Raw genomic sequence first — 12,265 nt, 5'->3', positions numbered from 1 at the left:
ATTCTTAATAGAATACCTTGATCCAATGCATCGGATTCGGCAGCGGCTGCTTGCTCAGCCAAAGCATGCTGACAGCCGCGCCTATTAGCAGCATGAGATAGAAGATAACGAGCTCTTTGATTCGCCCACGTTTCAACAATCCTGGAGTTTCGATGCGAATCACGCCGACAATAGTCAACAGCAGCAGCAAATAACCAGACATATGCATCACCTTTTCTAGCTTGTCTTTTTCAACGTCGAATTGCCCATCAAGCCCGTTCTTCGAATATGCAGTTCAATCTTATAGCTCACTTTGCATAACAGGAAGCTTTCTGTATTCCAATTCTCTTCAACCGTTTTCCAATAGGCGGGATGCTGCTTGCCGAATTCGCTTCCGAAGCCCAGGAAATCCGACTTTATTTCCTGCGCCTTCTTCACGACGGCTTGCGCATTCGAATTGATTTGATCAATCGATTCCTTCTCTAATCGCTTTATTGTAGCAGGATCGCTCAAATCGACCGATTGGCAAGGATTATTGACAATATTCGCTTCCGATGAAATTTGAACCTCAACCTTGGGCATGCCCTGCTCATCAATTGACGTTTTGAGCTTTGAATCTGATGAAGTAATTTCCACGCCGAGATAATGCTTCTCATCGCAAGGAAGCTCTATGGATGTGCTGCTCAAATGGTTCGTAACGTCGGTATAGCCCCTGCTTTCCTTCTCGTTCAGCCAACCGATAAGCTTTTCGCCTTTGAAGGCGGCAATGCCCGTATAGCGGAATCGGCTGGCCGGGAGAAAGGTCTCCACATTATGCTTCGATTCTGCAAGCTTGTCGTTGCCGACAAGATGAATGCCGGTCAACGCGAGCTGATCACCGTATACCGACAGCTTGTTCATCGCTTCGTCCATGGTTACCGCAATGGTTGGCGCCCAGTTTTTTTGCGAGGTTTGCAGAGACTCCAGCATATTATAAGTTGGCAGCTTCTCCATTGGCGTATAGAGCTTCAATATCGAATTCGCTTTCATCCCGCGAGCTACAATCAGGTTGAAGTCCATTCGTGTTTCGTTATCGCGCAGCGCGCTGTCAACAACCTCCAGAATACCTCGCCTGGCAACCTCTTCACTGATGACATAGAGCTGCAGATGACCCATATACACCTTGCGCGGAGCTTCCGCCGTGAGCGATCTCGCCGCTTCCAATACCGTCTTGCCCCTTCCTTGATACAACGTGCCCGGAGGCCTGCCGTTGCTGTTGCTCCTCTGCTGAGAGATCTCGCCCGGATTGACCACCTGGAAGGATATCAGGTATTGTCCGTCCTCCCAATCAATCGCTATTCCCAGAACAATGAGCAGTTCATTGAGTTCCCTTCTGCTCCAGCAGCCGGTAGTAAGAGCAAGACACAAGAAGATGATTGTCAATTTGTAGAGCATGCCTCAGCCTCCTTATTCGGAACCCCTAATTCGATTTTCTCCTTTGCCGAGCGATGTAGATGGTCGCTTGAACCAAAACCATCTTGGCGCCCGTACCAGCGCGTCGCCCATACCCGCCTTTCGAAACGGCGCCAGCGGCGACATGAACGGCTCTCCGAAGGATCGCAAGGAGCACAGATGCAAGAGCAGCACAAACAAGCCCATGAAGATGCCGAACAAGCCGAAGCTTCCGGCCAGACCGATAAAGCCGAATCGCAGCACGCGAAACGGGAAGGACATGCTGTACGAAGGCAGCGTGAACGTGGCAATCGCCGTCAAGGACACGACGATAACCATCGCTGCGGACACGATGCCCGCCTCCACCGCCGCTTGACCGATAACAAGCGTGCCTACCACAGACACGGCTTGACCGATGGCTCGAGGCATGCGGAGCCCGGCTTCGCGCAATATCTCGAAGGATACTTCCATGACAAGTGCCTCCACGAATGCCGGGAACGGCACGCCCTCCCGCTGCGCGGCCAGGCTGATTAAGAGCGAAGTCGGCAGCATTTCGCGGTGAAAGGTCGTAATCGCGATATACAGCGACGGGAACAGCAACGAAATAAGCACGCTGAAAAAACGCAGCAGCCTGAGCATGCTCGAATAGTAGGCGGATTGATAATAATCCTCCGCCGATTGAAAGAAGGTGACAAGCTGCGTGGGAACGAGCAGCACATTCGGCGTGCCGTCGACGAGAATGGCTACCTTGCCCTCGAGCAGCTGAGCCGCGACGTTATCGGGAAGCTCTGAATTGTAGACCGTTGGAAACAACGATGTTTTATGATCCCGAATCTCCTCTTCGATATAACCGCTGTCGAGAATCCCGTCAATATCGATTTGCTGCAGCCGTGAGCGCGCCTCCTTGATGACGGATGGCTTCGCCAAGCCGTTCACGTACATCAAGACGACATCCGTCTTCGTTATTCGCCCGATCGTTATCGTCTCGACCCAGACACGCGGATCCTTCAGCTTCCGCCGAATAAGGGCCGTGCTAATGCGAATATTCTCGGTAAAGCTTTCTCTCGGGCCGCGGATCGAGGTTTGATTGACGGATTCCGTCACGTCTCTGCTCTTCCACTTGCGAATATCGGCGCTGAATGCCGCTTTGCTGCCTCTAAGCATAATGATCGCTTCCCCGGAAAGCGCCGAGCTGAACAAAGCCGCCATGTTGTCGATTCTCTTGATCGGGCCGAGTCCCGACAATAAGGATTTTATATAGGCGCTTGTTTCGTCGCTGTTCATCCGAGACCCTTCCTCGCTCATGAACAGCGAATCCTCAAGCACATCGATGATGAAATTGTTGATAGCATCCGCATCACATAACCCGTCGATATAGAATACCGCCGCTAATGGACAGCCATCCGCGCCATAACCGACCGCCCTGATGATAACATCGCTGCTGCCCCCCATATCGCGGAGGATGAGTCCGGTGTTGCGTTCAACGCGCGGATCTATCCCCATGGAAGCATATTTCTGCATGAATCTGTCTTTATAGTTCTGTTGTTTGCTGTTCGTCGATTTCCGATTCATCCCGAGACCGCCCGCCTTACTCATGAAGTAGATGATTGTAATATGTTCCCATTATGGCCTTACTCGGGTTGAAATAAACGATGGAACGAGAAAGAGCCCGTTCTTCGCCGGCAGATTTCTCTGCTTGGACGAACGGACTGTTGCCTACAGACGTTATAAAAAAACTGGAGCTTTAATTTAATCTCGCATCCCTCGCGCTTTCGATTCGTCTTAGTTTCTCAGTATCCCGAGCTGGAGATGAACCGAAGAAGCGGGAGTACTCTCGATTAAACTGCGAAGGACTCTGATAGCCAACCTGATAGGCGGCGCTGGCTACCGCATAGCCCTCGAATGCAATGAGGTTCCTGGCCTCCAAAAGCCTTAATTGCTTTTGAAATTGAATAGGACTTAAACCCGTTGCACGTTTAAACTGACGGTGAAAGGTGTTTACAGCCATACCGGATTTTGATGCCATCTCACCGATGTCTATTGGCCTCATAAAATTATCGCGAAACCAGTCTACAATTTGAGAAATCTTAGAGAAATTACTTTCCCGCAGCCCCAGTTGCCTCAGATACCATCCTTGTGGTCCCATCAGAACGCGATAAAGGATTTCGCGTTCATAAGCCGGTGCAAGAGCTGGAATATCTCTTGATGTATTCGATAATCGCAATAATCGCAACCATGCCTCCATAAATTCAATATTTATTTCACAAGCTGCGAACTGCCCGGAAGAAGTTGGTATTAGATTTTCAGGCAGATCTCTTAATAAACGTTGAAGAATATTCTGGTTCAACGCAAGACCAAGGGACATGTAAGGACGACCGTCACGGTCTGGATGTACACTCGCCGTTGCGGGAACATGTACCGGCAGCACATAATACGAGGGCCCCTCCAGGGTAGTGCTGCGCTCCCCGATTGAAAGAATCTTTGTTCCTTGAACCGTAAAACCGATCATCGGCTCGTAGAGCGCTGCAAGCTGATGTGCGGGAATATCTCCCTTAATCATGCTCAGCCCCGGTACCCCGGTTTCCATCGGTCGAGTACCTGCACTTTTCATTAAATCAATGATTTCCTCTAACACTTTATTCATCCACTTATTTTATCACACGACTCTTTATCCCTCAACACTACTCTAAAAGGAATCGGCATTTTTAGGCTCTTCTTATCATAAAGGAAGGGAAATCCCCGGTTCATCAAAATCATACATGGTGGTTTTAGGCAATTAAAAGGCATTATTAAATCTATATTATTTCGGCAGAAACGACTAAAATTAAATTCAGATCGAACACAAGTGAGGGAGGATCTTATGAAAATTGCAATCGTAACAGGTGGAAGCAATGGCATTGGGAAAGCGACGGCTCTTGAGCTTGGCAAGCGCGGAATTAGCGTCATTCTCACATACAATTCCTATAAGGACCGGGCAGAAGCTGTCGTTAAGGAAGTTGAGAAGAATAAAGGCGTTCGGGCTGTAGCACTGAAGTTGGATCTGACCCAGCTATCAACATTCGAAGGTTTCGTTCTGGAAGTAAAAAAGAACCTCAAAGAAATTTGGGATAGAACAACTTTCGATTACTTAGTTAATAATGGCGGTGTTGGCGGGCCCATGATGTTTAATGAGATGAGCGAAGAGTATTTCGACAAAATTCTTAATACGAACTTTAAAGGACCGGTTTTTTTGACACAGCGCCTCGTTCCATTCATGGATGATGCTGGAGCCATCGTAAATACCACGAGTTCATCCAAGAACCAATCATTCCCAGGCTACTCCGCCTACGGCTCGTTGAAAGCGGCATTCTCAACCTGGACACGCTATATCGCCAAAGAACTTGCGCCTCGAAAAATTCGGGTCAACGCTGTTTCTCCCGGTCCTACGCACAGCAATTTCGGCGATGGAGTATTCGATAAACATCCCGAATTCATCAAGCCGCTGGCTGAGCAATCGGTATTTGGAAGAATGGGTCAACCCGAAGATCTTGCGAAGGTCATTGTGAACGTATTGTCTGATGATTTCGGTTGGGTGACAGCCCAAGACATTGAAGTGTCTGGCGGACATTTGCTGTAGGCGTGTGACATAGCTAAACCGCATGAACGATAATACCGCTGTCCCGGAATGTCTGAAGCTGCTGCTGAGACGCTTCGGCCCCTGTGATAAGCTGGTGAATCGCTTGGTTTGGCGCAACTGTATGGAGCGAGAGCTTCCCGAGCTTTGAATCATCGGCAACGACAATAATTTCATTGGCCGCCCTGATCATCCCTTGCTTCGCGGGCACCAAAGCCGCCTCCGGATGCATAAGTCCATGCTGGGGATGAAGGGCGGGAATGCCGATAAACGCTTTGTTCACATGCAGCGTTCGCAGCACCTCGTCCGTGAACATTCCATTCAGCATATAGCTCGACGGATACAACTCGCCGCCGGTGAGAATGACCTTCACGCGCGGCGCGTCTCTAAGTTCAGCCGCAACATTCATATCATTGGTCACAACGGTTATGTCCGTTCGATGAACCAGATTGCGTGCGATATGCTGTGTCGTGGTCCCCGAATCGATTATGATATGATCGCCGTCCTTCACAAGACTGGCCGCCATTTGTCCGATTCGCTGCTTCTGATCCGGATTATGTGAGGTTCTTTCGTTGAAGGAAGGCTCGTCATGCGTCCATTGCTCGATCATCGCGCCGCCATGCGTGCGCTTCAGTTGACCATCACGCTCGAGCTCTGCCAAGTCGCGGCGAATTGTCGCTTCATGAACTTGAAACTCCTGCGCAAGAGTCAGGATAGAAGCCATGCGATGCTGTCTTATATAGTCAACAATGCGGAGCTTTCGTTCTGCTGCAAGCATATCCATAATCAATCCTCTCTATATATCGATCGTTGCCCCGGCTTCATTCAAGGCGCGGAGCAGCGTATGTCTCGACATTCTGATCAGGTGTGCCTCCTTCAAGCTTCTCTCGACCATCTCCGCCTCGAAGCCAAGCTCATCCGGCGTCCCGGCGCCTCCAACCACTTGAAGCCATTCTTGCAATTGCTCGGTACGGGGAATGCTCTGAATCGCTTGCCGAATCGAATCCCACTGCGCGCAGATAGTGTCCGACAGCCGCAATTGCTCCGGAGACTGCTCTCCGGCCAAGTGGTAGAGCTTGCTTATGAGGGCGCAGGCGGCTCCCACCTTCGCTCCATGCAAATGCTGTCGCCTGCCGCAGCGAATATCGTCCATCTCCCAGTAATGCGAGAGATGATGCTCGCCGCCGGAAGCGGGATGAGAGCTTCCGAACAGCAGCATGGCAATGCCAGATGCGATCAAAGCCTCCGTCAATATGCGAATGCCCTCCTCGCTTCTTCTCCCGATTTCCTCAGCGGCGTTCACGCAAGACATCAATGCTTCGAAGGTCATATCTTCGGCAAGCTTGGAGAACGGTTCATCGGCGGTGAGCACGCCGAATCTCCAATCGAACAACGACGTGAATTTGCCCAGCATATCGCCAAAACCGGCAGCGACCAGAGCGGACGGCGCCTTCATCAGCACATCAAGATCCGCGAAGATGGCTTCAGGCCCAATCGCTTGAATCGTAATTTTCTCTCCCCTTATCAGAATGGGAGCGCCCTTCGAGGTGAACCCGTCGACAGACGGAGCGGTAGGCACCGAGAGGAATGGAATGCCCGCCGTGTACGCCGCGTAACGAGAAATATCATGCAGCGTGCCGCTCCCCGCCGCGATGACAAGTTCAGCCCCCGATTCTTGAATAGCGAGCAGCAATTGAACGATCGAGGCCTCATCCGCCACCACATCCCCCAGTGAATTCGGATTGATCAAGACTGTGGCATTGCGTATTCCCGCCGCTTTCAATTCCTTCTCCAGTCGCAAGCCCGCCGCCTCATAGGTTCTTGAATCTGCGACAATAATCGTTGAATGACAGGAATGATCGGTCAAATAGGGCGCAACCTCGCTCAAGACGCCTTTATCTATCCTAATATGCGCAAGCGATAGGGCTTGACGCGTCTTATCGTCCACGCTTTTCATCCACTGTGATGCTGCTCCCTCCCCTTGCGTGGTCCATTGCTGCAGCATTTTTCGAATTGAATTTCCATCTGTCATGGTCATCTGCCTCCTCGAAATTTTCATTTATGCTCAATAATGCTTACTATTGCTTATTTATGCATGATACTACTCTACTTGACATTTGTAAATTCACGATGATGTAAGCCTATTGAATTTGTAAATGCTTTGAGGGAACGAGTACATCATGATTTGAGGGGCGTGGGGGGGGGGGGCTGGGCTGCAGCGCTGGAAATCAACACTGCGGCCCGGCCTTATTTGTTCTTTGCCAGAATCGCGTTCGCTTCTGTTCGGAATTGCTTCGCGGCGTCCTCCGGCGACAGCTGCTGGAAATCCATCTGCTCGGTCAATGTGGCGAACACTTGAATAATCTCGGCCGTGCCGACCGGATCCGGGGGATCCATTGGCGAGCTGTTCTCCTGCGCCCATGCCACATAATCAAATACTTGAATTTGAGCCGGCTCCAGCACGGATCTGATTCCTTCAACGATCTCCGAATTTACCGGAACGCCGCGCTCGCCTTTTATCAGCTTGTTCGCTTCAATATTATTCACCCAGAAATCAATGAATGACGCCGCTTCCTCCTTATACCTCGAATTCTGGGAGACGGAGAAATACATGCCGGGCTTCAGATATAAGCCTTGCTCGCGATTGGGCCCGGGCATATTCCCCATCGCAAGGGGGCGATTCGCTACTTGCTGGACAGCTAGAAATTGATTCGTCCATTGCCAGATGCCTACCTGCTGCCTTTTCACGACCAAGTCATCCTCCACCGCCTTGACTTGAGCCTTCACTTCGGGCGAAGGCGCGTCCCCGTTCTTCACAAGCTCGGCAAGCGGCTTGAAGAAATCGACGAAGAGCTGATCATCCTCATAGCCCAGCGCCGTTCCCTCGGCATTGTAGAGATGCTGCCCCTTCGTGCGCAGATAATAGCCGAAGAATACTTCCGGGCGGAAGCCGTTGTCGAAATATAAACCAGCTTCACTCGCTTTGCCCGCGAGTTCGTAATACTCCTCCCAGGTCCAATTGTCGTCGAGCTTGTCCACGCCCAGCTCCTTCAGAAGCTCGGGGTCATATTGAAAGTTGACCGCGTTCACGCCGATGTTAAAGCCGTACAGCTTGTTCCCGATTCTCCCGCCCGAGATAGCGTTATCGGAAATATTCTCTGTATGGATGCCGTTGTTCAAATAAGGAGTCAGATCGGCCAATTGATTTTTGGAGCCGTACAACGACAAATAAGAGATATCCATCTGCACGATATCCGGCAATTCATTGGCCGCCGCTTGGGGAGCAAGCTTATTCCAATAATCATCGAAATTCGCATATTCGGGTTCGATCTTCACATGGGGATGCTGCTCTTCGTACAGCTTAATAACATCAAGCGTATAATCATGCCGGGGTTGACCGCCCCACCAGGTCATGCGAAGCGTGATGTCCTGCTCCTGTCCCTGCAGAGTGCCGGTATTCCCGTCAAGCGCGTCGCTCCCATCCCTGTCTCCGGAGCAGGCAGACATCGAAAGTGACAGAGCAATTGCAAGAACGATAACAAGCCATTTCTTCAAACCTTCCAGCTCCTTTCTCCTCGGCCCGGCGGACAAAATTCACTGACCGCCCCGCCCCGCCAAGCCTGTCAGGGCATCCTCTTATATTCGGAAGGCGAGACGCCGGTGTGCTTCTTGAACACGGAGCTGAAATATTGCGGATTGTCTCCATACCCCAGCTTCTCCGCCAGCTCGAACACCTTCACGTCTTCCTCGTTGCCAATATGCTCGATGGCGGCTTCCATTCGCATTCTCGTTACATAATGGGAAAATTTCTCGCCCGCCTCCTTGCGAAAAAGCTTGCCCAAATAATCGCCGTTCATATACAAAATCTCATTCGCGACCCATTGCAGGGAAAGCTCGGAATTGCCCAAATGCTCCTCTACGATTGCAATCATCTTTGCAATAATGGCGGAATGCTTGTTCTTCTGCTGCTTAAAGTTCACTTCGCATATCGCGCGCGCGGTCTCCTCCACGAACGCCTTCAGAGCGGTCAGTGTGGCCATCTCTCCTATTCTGCCAAGCTCCTTCAAATAGCCGATCATCCTGGAAGGCTCTGTCTGACGAATCAATGCTGCGTAGATCGGAAGCATATAAGATTTGACTGCAGCATCGTCGAGCCTCATGCCCTCAAGCATGCGGAACAGCTCTCTTAACTCCTTCCGCACCTCCTCCCAATTACCGGATTTCGCAAGCAGGCATAAGCGCGAATCATCATAGGCGATCATTTCCTCCGCTTCCTCTGTTGAATCCGCATCATACGACCTGATATCATCGATTGTGATAACTCCGCCTTCGCCCAGATAGAATCGGAAGCTCATGCATCTCAGCGTATCGAGATACATCTGTCTGGCATGTGTCAATTCCCCTGCATCGCTTACAGCAATCGTCGCGTCCAGGCGATAATAGCCCCTGAACGTGTTCCGAATCTTCCCAAGCCGATTCAGCAAAGCGTCCATGCCATAATAATTCCGGATGAGCAGCAGGGCTTGATTGCCAATCGTCGTGCTAAGTACGATATGGTGCCTTCCGACGATATCTTCCGCGATATTTTTCAGAGCGAACAGATGCTCGAATTCGAATTGCCCCTCCAGTTGGAACAGCAGAAGACGGGCTGCCGTATTCTCGATGTCGATGCCGAACAGTTCCCTGTAGCGCTCCCAGTCATTGCGGCCGTACATTTTGTTCGTGACCAGCTCCTTCAGAAATTGCTCCTTCGCTCTTGGAACGACCTTGATCAGCTCTTCCTGCAAATTCGTCAGGAACGCGTCCTTCTTCCTCTCCTGATCAAGCTGCTCGACGGCTTCCTTCAGCGCGTCTCCGATCGTATTCTCATTGCAGGGCTTCAGCAAATACTGCTTGACGCCGTGCTGCATCGCCTGTCGGGCATAATCAAATTCGCTGAAGCCTGACAGCATAATGAATACGATGGACGGATGCTTCTCATGAACGGTTTCGGCGAGCTTCAAGCCATCCATGCCCGGCATTCTGATGTCGCTGATGACGATATCGGGTTGTTGCGATTCGATGAACGAGAGCGCTTCTATTCCGTTTCTGGCCGTTCCGGCAAGCTCCGCGCCGTATCGTTCCCAGGCTACAATAGCCGAAATGCCCTCCAATATAATTCGCTCATCATCGACAAGAAGCACCTTATACATCTCCATCCCTCATTTCCACTGGTATTCTGAGCGTCACTTGCGTTCCGGGACCGCTATCAATGTCCAAGCCGTAGCTCACGCCGAACAGGAGCTTGATCCGCTCGTTAATATTGCTCAGCCCCACTCCCGTGCCTCTCGGCTTCAGCTTGCCGGACTTCAGCTGCTGAAGGATATCGCGGGCCATCCCCGGGCCGTTGTCCGTTACGGAAAGGAGCAGCAGATCCGTCTCTTCCCGCGCGGACACCACGATTTGGCATGGCTCCAGCATCTGCTCCAAAGCATATTGAATGGCGTTCTCGACCAAGGGCTGCAGGGACAGCTTCGGCACCATGCACCGAAGAAGCGCCTCCGGGATATCCGCGCTGAATTGCAATCTTTCCTCGAAGCGAATTTGCTGAATCGAGATATAATGGCGAATGGATGCCAGCTCATCCTCGAGACGAACGAGCGGGTCCTTGCCGTTGATCGAGCTCCGAAGCAGATAGCCAAGCGACTCCACCATCACCGAAATTTGCTTGTGGCCGGCAAGCTTCGCCGACCAATTGATCGACTCCAATGTGTTATACAGGAAATGAGGATTAATCTGGGCCTGCAGCGCCTTGAATTCCGTATCCTTGATCGCAAGCTGCTTCACATAATTCTCGTTGATCAGCTCCTCGATTCTCTCCACCATAATACGGAAATTTCGATGAAGCAGCCCCGCCTCGTCCATTGCAGGCTCCCGTTCGCCGGGCGCGGCAACATAGTCGAAATGCCCCAGTTGAACCCGCTTCATCCGATTGCTCAAGCTTTCGATCGGCTTTGTAATCGAACGCGAGAACAATAAGGCCGCCAGCAGGATGGCAAGGAACAAGAGGAAATAGATAAGGAGCACCAGACGCTTCGCCGATTCCGTCTTGCGGAAGATGGCGTCGTAGGAGGACATATTGACATAGGTCCAGTCCATATATTGCGAAGCGGCATACGTTATAAATTTTTTCTCGCCCGCTATCTCCTCTACTTTATAGCCTCCCCCCGCCGTATGCAGATTCATGCCGAGCAAGCGGTCCGGCAGCTCCTGGGTGGTGTAGATTTGATTGCCGCCCTCATCCAGAATGGCGAAGGAATCGCTGCCGTTCGTTTGACGGGACACGAAATCATGGAACAGCTCGTCCATGTTCAATCGAATCGCAATCGCTCCCAGATGATCCAGCTCCAAATTTTTGACCTGACGGATTTCCCTGCCTACAATTAAGGCCGCATCCTCGTTCGCCGGAAAGATGTACGTAACGCCGCCATTGTTGACAGCGGTTTCATTCATGATTTGATCAATGCGGCTTTCAGTGAAATGCGTCACTTTGTTGCCGTTTCGGTAATCGTTGCCGTACGCGTCAAGCAACTGAAACGACCAGACATACTTCTCGAAGCCGCCGATTTCGAGCAGCCGTTTGCGAAGCTCCGTCGCCATGACAAAGTTGTCGTATTCCGATCCGCCAAGCTTAATGACGCCGAGATAGCCTTGAATAAGGCTGTCGGTGGACAGATTGAAGCTCAGCCTCTCCAAATTGCGCAGCTCCTTCTCGATGCCGAGCGAGGAGTTGTTAAGCGCGCCGGCCGATTGCTTGTATATCTCACGGTCGTACGCCTGGAACGTATATCTCATCACAAAGAGCGTCGCCATCCCGATAACCAGCATCATCAACGTAATGAGCGCGATCACCTTGTATTTGATACGGAGATTTCCGTATAACCCTTGCAATTGCTTCATGCCTGAACCTCCCGGCGATTCTTCCTCTCTAAATTTATCATATTTCGGAATCTCTCGTAAGTGAAGCGGAACGAATAAAGCTTGCACATTCAGACGCTGGCTCATAATCAAATGGATTTAAAAAAAATAAGAAACCTCTACCCTCGGCCTTTCAAAGATGAGCGACCTAAAAGCTTTGCGGAGCAGAGCAGCTTCGCAAGCATGAGGTAAGTTTAATACGAAAATAAATGCTGCATAATGGATGGTATGGTGGTTACGAGCAAAAAAAAGCCCCACCTCCCGAAAATCTGATGTTTCAAAAAA

General features: G+C 51.0%; 11 protein-coding genes. 1 reads left to right on the top strand and 10 read right to left on the bottom strand.

All coding sequences use genetic code 11. From position 1 onward, the window contains the following. Positions 1–4 precede the first annotated feature (4 nt). The 4 genes from HFP08_RS27795 to HFP08_RS27780 form a co-directional block, all read right to left on the bottom strand. On the bottom strand, positions 5–202 hold the full coding sequence (locus tag HFP08_RS27795) for a hypothetical protein (RefSeq protein ID WP_168123889.1): 198 nt from the start codon (positions 200–202) through the stop codon (positions 5–7). 14 nt (positions 203–216) lie between these two features. Further along, on the bottom strand, positions 217–1,413 hold the full coding sequence (locus HFP08_RS27790; protein WP_168123888.1) for a Ger(x)C family spore germination protein: 1,197 nt from the start codon (positions 1,411–1,413) through the stop codon (positions 217–219). A gap of 12 nt (positions 1,414–1,425) precedes the next feature. Next, the gene (locus HFP08_RS27785; RefSeq protein WP_168123887.1) at positions 1,426–2,982 is read right to left on the bottom strand and encodes a spore germination protein; all 1,557 of its coding nucleotides are present in this window, start codon (positions 2,980–2,982) and stop codon (positions 1,426–1,428) included. Between the two features lie 172 nt (positions 2,983–3,154). Next, on the bottom strand, positions 3,155–4,054 hold the full coding sequence (locus HFP08_RS27780) for an AraC family transcriptional regulator (RefSeq protein WP_168123886.1): 900 nt from the start codon (positions 4,052–4,054) through the stop codon (positions 3,155–3,157). Between the two features lie 216 nt (positions 4,055–4,270). Between HFP08_RS27780 and HFP08_RS27775 the strand changes: the two genes are divergently transcribed. Further along, positions 4,271–5,026, top strand: coding sequence for an SDR family NAD(P)-dependent oxidoreductase (locus HFP08_RS27775; RefSeq protein ID WP_168123885.1), 756 nt, complete (start codon positions 4,271–4,273; stop codon positions 5,024–5,026). Between the two features lie 13 nt (positions 5,027–5,039). Here the strand turns inward: HFP08_RS27775 and HFP08_RS27770 are convergent, their stop codons facing one another. The 6 genes from HFP08_RS27770 to HFP08_RS29075 form a co-directional block, all read right to left on the bottom strand. Further along, positions 5,040–5,801 carry a DeoR/GlpR family DNA-binding transcription regulator gene (locus HFP08_RS27770; RefSeq protein WP_168123901.1) on the bottom strand — a complete coding sequence of 254 codons (762 nt, stop codon included), beginning with the start codon at positions 5,799–5,801 and terminating at the stop codon, positions 5,040–5,042. A gap of 18 nt (positions 5,802–5,819) precedes the next feature. After that, positions 5,820–7,055 carry a sn-glycerol-1-phosphate dehydrogenase gene (locus HFP08_RS27765; protein WP_240941922.1) on the bottom strand — a complete coding sequence of 412 codons (1,236 nt, stop codon included), beginning with the start codon at positions 7,053–7,055 and terminating at the stop codon, positions 5,820–5,822. Positions 7,056–7,270: 215 nt separating this feature from the next. Beyond that, on the bottom strand, positions 7,271–8,578 hold the full coding sequence (locus HFP08_RS27760) for an ABC transporter substrate-binding protein (protein ID WP_240941921.1): 1,308 nt from the start codon (positions 8,576–8,578) through the stop codon (positions 7,271–7,273). Between the two features lie 68 nt (positions 8,579–8,646). Continuing rightward, positions 8,647–10,215: a response regulator transcription factor gene (locus HFP08_RS27755; protein ID WP_168123884.1), complete on the bottom strand. Its 1,569-nt coding sequence runs from the start codon at positions 10,213–10,215 to the stop codon at positions 8,647–8,649. Then, entirely contained in the window at positions 10,208–11,962 is a 1,755-nt protein-coding gene (locus tag HFP08_RS27750) for a cache domain-containing sensor histidine kinase (protein ID WP_168123883.1), read from the bottom strand. Before HFP08_RS27750 ends, HFP08_RS27755 begins: the two co-directional genes overlap by 8 nt. A 117-nt stretch (positions 11,963–12,079) precedes the next feature. Continuing rightward, positions 12,080–12,265: hypothetical protein (locus HFP08_RS29075; RefSeq protein WP_206109333.1), on the bottom strand; the 186-nt coding region annotated here is incomplete at its 5' end.

The organism is Paenibacillus sp. HB172176 (assembly GCF_011947265.1).
Classification (GTDB): domain Bacteria; phylum Bacillota; class Bacilli; order Paenibacillales; family Paenibacillaceae; genus Pristimantibacillus.
The sequence above is the reverse complement of the archived record's forward strand: the minus strand, read 5'-3'. Positions and strand labels throughout refer to the sequence as shown.

What these genes read in the sequence shown, in the direction of transcription:
- HFP08_RS27795 (WP_168123889.1), bottom strand. Translation starts at nt 202, where the DNA reads ATGTCTGGTTATTTGCTGCTGCTGTTGACTATTGTCGGCGTGATTCGC.
- HFP08_RS27790 (WP_168123888.1), bottom strand. Translation starts at nt 1,413, where the DNA reads ATGCTCTACAAATTGACAATCATCTTCTTGTGTCTTGCTCTTACTACC.
- HFP08_RS27785 (WP_168123887.1), bottom strand. Translation starts at nt 2,982, where the DNA reads ATGAATCGGAAATCGACGAACAGCAAACAACAGAACTATAAAGACAGA.
- HFP08_RS27780 (WP_168123886.1), bottom strand. Translation starts at nt 4,054, where the DNA reads ATGAATAAAGTGTTAGAGGAAATCATTGATTTAATGAAAAGTGCAGGT.
- HFP08_RS27775 (WP_168123885.1), top strand. Translation starts at nt 4,271, where the DNA reads ATGAAAATTGCAATCGTAACAGGTGGAAGCAATGGCATTGGGAAAGCG.
- HFP08_RS27770 (WP_168123901.1), bottom strand. Translation starts at nt 5,801, where the DNA reads ATGCTTGCAGCAGAACGAAAGCTCCGCATTGTTGACTATATAAGACAG.
- HFP08_RS27765 (WP_240941922.1), bottom strand. Translation starts at nt 7,055, where the DNA reads ATGACAGATGGAAATTCAATTCGAAAAATGCTGCAGCAATGGACCACG.
- HFP08_RS27755 (WP_168123884.1), bottom strand. Translation starts at nt 10,215, where the DNA reads ATGTATAAGGTGCTTCTTGTCGATGATGAGCGAATTATATTGGAGGGC.
- HFP08_RS27750 (WP_168123883.1), bottom strand. Translation starts at nt 11,962, where the DNA reads ATGAAGCAATTGCAAGGGTTATACGGAAATCTCCGTATCAAATACAAG.